5 protein-coding genes are annotated in these 5,040 nt (G+C 42.1%); 2 read left to right on the top strand and 3 right to left on the bottom strand.

From position 1 onward, the window contains the following. Both F6J99_RS38340 and ltrA read left to right on the top strand, forming a co-directional pair. Window positions 1–115: transposase (locus tag F6J99_RS38340; RefSeq protein ID WP_293120501.1), on the top strand; the 115-nt coding region annotated here is incomplete at its 5' end. 492 nt (window positions 116–607) lie between these two features. Beyond that, a complete protein-coding gene (gene ltrA, locus F6J99_RS38345; protein ID WP_293121193.1) occupies window positions 608–2,380 on the top strand; it encodes a group II intron reverse transcriptase/maturase in 1,773 nt (590 codons plus the stop codon). Between the two features lie 119 nt (window positions 2,381–2,499). Here the strand turns inward: ltrA and F6J99_RS38350 are convergent, their stop codons facing one another. The 3 genes from F6J99_RS38350 to F6J99_RS45890 all read right to left on the bottom strand — a co-directional run. Then, on the bottom strand, window positions 2,500–3,807 hold the full coding sequence (locus tag F6J99_RS38350; protein ID WP_293121195.1) for a transposase: 1,308 nt from the start codon (window positions 3,805–3,807) through the stop codon (window positions 2,500–2,502). Between the two features lie 683 nt (window positions 3,808–4,490). Beyond that, window positions 4,491–4,757, bottom strand: a complete 267-nt coding sequence (locus F6J99_RS45885) for a tetratricopeptide repeat protein (protein WP_365975103.1) — start codon at window positions 4,755–4,757, stop codon at window positions 4,491–4,493. Window positions 4,758–4,759: 2 nt separating this feature from the next. Further along, window positions 4,760–5,040: tetratricopeptide repeat protein (locus tag F6J99_RS45890; RefSeq protein WP_365975104.1), on the bottom strand; the 281-nt coding region annotated here is incomplete at its 5' end.

The following is a 5,040-nucleotide window of genomic DNA, read 5'->3' on the forward strand; positions in this document are numbered from 1 at the left end:
GAATTTTTTTGCCCGACTCAAGCAATATCGAGCGATCGCGACGCGGTACGATAAGCGAGCTCAGAACTTCCTAGGAGCAATTTATCTGGCTGCTGCTGTAATTTGGCTTAATTGATGACACGCCCTAGAGAGAAAGTAGGGATTACCGAACCATCGGATCAGGTAAATAACCGAAAAGGAAAAGAGTCAAAGAGTTGACTACAGAAACCGTTGGTCAAAGGCACCGTAAAAATTAATATCCCTGCTAAATTCGATGATGGGGATATGAGCTCCGAGGTTAGTCTATCATCTGCTAGACAATCTGAACCCTCACATGGACTCGGTGTAGAGACGGCAACTCAAGACTTGTATCTTCTATATGCGTAACCGGGTAAGCCGAGATTGAGTCCTTAACCCTAAATAGGACATAAGGTAGCCAAATCGCAAGAGGAGGTATAACTCTCAGTCCGGTAGAAGTCTGAACCAAGCAAAAGCCGACAACCTGAAAAGGAATGGGAATAAATAACCAGTCGGATAGAGGGAAAATTCCCTTGCTCGAAAGAGCGCTGAATTTCAGAGCTAACATCCGAGCCAAGGAAATTAATTGCTTAGTTAACTTAAATTGTACATGGAAAAGATAGAACCGGCGTCAATAGACGTGGGTATCGTAACTGAACAGACCACCGATTGGCATACCATTAATTGGAAAAATGCCTACAGAGAGGTTAGGAAACTAAGACAAAGAATTTTCAAGGCAACACGTCAAGGAAACTGGAAAAAGGTCAATAAACTCCAAAGGTTAATGCTAAGGAGTAAGGCAAACATCCAGGTATCAGTTCGCAAAGCATCCCAAGATAACAAAGGTAAAAGGACGGCAGGAGTAGATAAAGTCAAAGCATTAAAACCCAAAGAAAAGGGAGAAATGGTTGACACATTATCAAAAAACAGGAAACAATGGAGCCCAAAGCCAACTAAACGCATCTACATACCAAAAAGCAATGGAAAGAAAAGACCATTAGGGATACCAAGTATCGCCGACAGATGCCTTCAAGCCATTGTTAAAAACGCTTTGGAACCAACCTGGGAAGCCCAGTTTGAAGCCACATCATACGGTTTCAGACAGGGAAGAAGCACTCATGATGCCCGACAAAGAATATTCCTCAATATCAATGGAGAAAACAATAAGAAATGGTGGGTAGTAGAAGCGGATATAAAAGGATGCTTCGATAATATTGACCACCAAGCATTAATGGAAACCATTGGTAATTTCCCAGCCAGAGGACTAATCCATAACTGGCTAAAAGCAGGATATGTGGAAAAAAACATATTCCACCCCACGGAAACGGGCACACCACAAGGAGGTATCATCAGCCCACTCCTCGCTAACATAGCATTACACGGATTAGAAAAAGAACTGGGAATAACCTACAGGAAAGAAAAAACAAAAAAGGGAGAGGACACCTGGAGAAATAAATCGAATAGGACATTAGTACGATTTGCGGATGACTTTGTAATCTTAACAGAAAGCAAAGAAGACGCCATGACAGCTAAGTTAATCACTAAAGAATGGCTGGCTAAAAGAGGACTAAGTCTATCCGAAGAAAAAACCAGGATAACTCACTTGACCCAAGGTTTTGATTTTTTGGGATGGAACTTTCGTAAATACAGAACCACCAAAAAGAAATCGGGATACATCACCCTCATTAAACCGTCAAACAAAAGCTTAAAGGGAATCAAGAAAAATAGAAAAGTAGAATTTGCCAAGCTGAAAGGGGTCTCAGTCCAAGAACTAATTGGTAAATTACAACCAATAATAAGGGGTTGGACAAACTATCACAGCGGAACAGTGGCAAAGGACACCTTTTGTAAATTAGAAAATTACATCTCTTGGAAGCTAGTTAGATGGTGCAAAAGAAGGTACCCGAAAAAAGGATGGGAATGGATTAGAAATAAACACTACGGGAGTTTCTGCCCTGGTAGGGAGGATAACCGAGTCTTCGGAAGCAAAGAACTATACCTGGAAAGAGCCTCATGGACAAAAATAATCAGACACACAGTAGTAACCCACGATTATTCGCCAGACAATCCGGAACTCCAAGAATACTGGGATAAAAGGAAAAAAAGGCAGGATAAGAAAGCTGCGGAGGCCAGACTAACAAAGGGCAGAAACAAGATAGCCGTGAGGCAAAACTACATCTGTCCTTACTGTGGCCAAAGACTAGGAAACTACGACAAAGTACACTTACACCACATTGTTCCAATTGAACATGGGGGACAAGATAAGTACAACAATTTGGTATACGTTCATGAGGATTGCCACCGAACTATCCACGCCTTGGGGGCAACCAATCCAGAAATACAGGGAAAACTGTACGATGGAATCAAAAAAAACCCCTCCTAAAAATCGGAAACAAAAGCCAAAAGGTACAAAACCGATAATAAAGGAAAAGAGTTGCACAAGATAACGTGTTCTTCGCAAGTTGGTTGCGCCGTGTACTTGGAGACTTGTTCGCACGGTGCTTAGGGGGCGACGAGGGGGTAACTCCTCCGACCTACCCAATCAGTGAATAAATCATACCGATGCGGGAGTGTCAAAGCTCCCCTATCCACCTTAGTCAGGTCGAATGACTGTGTGGTTACTTTGCGGAGTATGTTGGCAGCGCCATTAGTATCGGCATTGATCAACTTCCCGGAAGCAGTCCTATACAGGCCACGTCTAACTCTCTTACCAGAGGGAATCCATCCGTTGGGTTTTGCACCATGTTTTGGTAATGAATCGCCGTCTAAGAAAGACGCTTTACTAGTGTAAGATTCTTCAGTGACAATCAAATTTATTCCATATTCGGAACAAAGCTGCTTTAGCCTTTCGAACAGCCGTTTAGTGGGAATGGGCACAAACTGTTGGTTGCCTTTCTTTCCCATACTGGAGCAACTTTTCTGTCCTTCGTTCCAGCCAAAAACCAAATTCCCTATCTCATCGTTTATACAACGATTCACGAGAAACCGAGCAGCTTTATTAATTGCATCCCGCATCTGGTTATTTCTTTTTAGCTGAACTCTATCCAGATGAGAATCCCAATATTTATCTGATTTTCCAGATTTATGTTTGGCCACAAGGCGACAATAGCCTTGATTTATTGATTTAAGTTTTCGACCGTCAATTATAAAGCTTTTTCCTAGGGTTGAAACGCAGGTTAACCAGTTATCTCCACCATGATCTATTCCGATTGCCTGAGAGTAATCAAGATTTGGATTGTCAGTTATTGGTTGCTTGCCATCATCAATAACCCAGTCTATCCACAGTTGTCCGTAGCAAGGACGAACAGTGACTTCTTTAACCCAGTCAGGGTCTATAAAATCCGGAGGATCTAGGGTTATTTGAGTCAGTAATTCTGGTTTGCTTTCTTTGCTAACGGAAGGATAGAACAACCCTTCTCTATACGTGAGAGCTTGCCGAGGGAAAGTTACCGCAGCAAAACCTCCAGACTTCCTATAACGAGGGAACCTAGGTCTATCTACTTTCCCCTGATAGTACAACCCAACTAATTTATTGAAACTAGCGATCGCTTCCCCAACAGTTTTAAGGGTTTGTTGAGCAGACTGAGCCGCCATCCCTTTGTAATGAGGGGACATCTTTAGGACTTTATCTAGCTCTGGATATTTGGTAGTACACTTGTAAGTTTTCCAACCAACTCTTAATTCGTCTCCATGCCAGTAGGTAGTGTAAGCCTCTTGTTCCTTTAGCCAATCATAATGTTTTTGCTTAGCATAATAAATTGCGCAATTAAACAGACTGTTAGCTTGCTGACACTGAAACTCCCAAACCACTTTTTATTCATCTAAAAAATTGGCTTTTACTGGAATAGTTCTATATATTTTGACAACCTCGACTTCTTTTTTATCCTATATTTAGGATATACGTATAATCCCACAATGTCAAGCATAAAGAAGTCTAAATATCAAAAAAGGATGAGAGGAATCCCGGTTCACTATGATGAGCTTAAAAAACCACACACTATAATGTTTACGGATAGTGTGTGGAAATGGTTACAACTTTCGGCTAAAGACTCGGGTACCAGTGTTGGAGAGTTTTTAGAACGTTGGGCTAGAAGCCAAATTGAGGACACGACTAGATAAATCTAGTCTCTCTTTTTCATCCCGGAGACGAAACCTGTTTATTAAGGCAGCCTTAATCATAAAGTTTTAACCCTTTTGCTCATAGCCGACCAACCATAAAGGCTGCCTTATTCTTGCGGTAACTTCTGACCCCGGGCTAAAGCCACGGGGTTCTCAAATTTCAGGAAATTTTGATAGGCTTGCACGAGTTTGTGATAAACCTCTATTGCATCAGCCATAATCTGTTGACGATTTGGTATGCTGTAATAGCATTTTTCGAGATTCTCTTACTTATCACCACGAATTCTGTCACTGTAGGCTGCGCCCAGATTGTTTTGAATCGTTGCCCACTCTTCGGGGAAGTCTTTTTTGGTGTAAACTTCCAAAGCTAGTTCCTATGCAGCAATCGCTTTTTGAAGATTCTCAGCCCTGTCACCACGGATTCTGTCACGGTATGCATTGCCCAGGTTGTTTTGAGTCCCTGCCCAATCCATAGGGAAGTTTTCTTTGGTGTAAACTTCCAAAGCTAGTTTGTATGCTTCAATCGCTTTTTCGAGATTCCATGCCCTGTCCCAACGAATTCTGTTTCTGTAAGCAAGGCCCAGGTTGTTTTGAGTTGATGCCCACTCTTCGGGGAAGTCTTTTTTGGTGCGAACTTTCAATGCTAGTTTGTATGCTTCAATCGCTTTTTCGAGATTCCATGCCCTGTCCCAACGAATTCTGTTTCTGTAAGCAAGGCCCAGGTTTTTTGAGTTGATGCCCACTCTTCGGGGAAGTCTTTTTTGGTGTAAACTTCCAAAGCTAGTTTGTATGCTTCAATCGCTTTTTCGAGATTCCATGCCCTGTCCCAACGAATTCTGTTTCTGTAAGCAAGGCCCAGGTTGTTTTGAGTTGATGCCCACTCTTCGGGGAAGTCTTTTTTGGTGCGAACTTTCAATGCTAGTT

This window comes from Moorena sp. SIO4G3, assembly GCF_010692305.1.
GTDB classification, from domain to species: domain Bacteria; phylum Cyanobacteriota; class Cyanobacteriia; order Cyanobacteriales; family Coleofasciculaceae; genus Moorena; species Moorena producens_A.

Excerpts from the sequence above, each read along its gene's own strand:
- ltrA (WP_293121193.1), top strand. The coding sequence starts at position 608 with ATGGAAAAGATAGAACCGGCGTCAATAGACGTGGGTATCGTAACTGAA.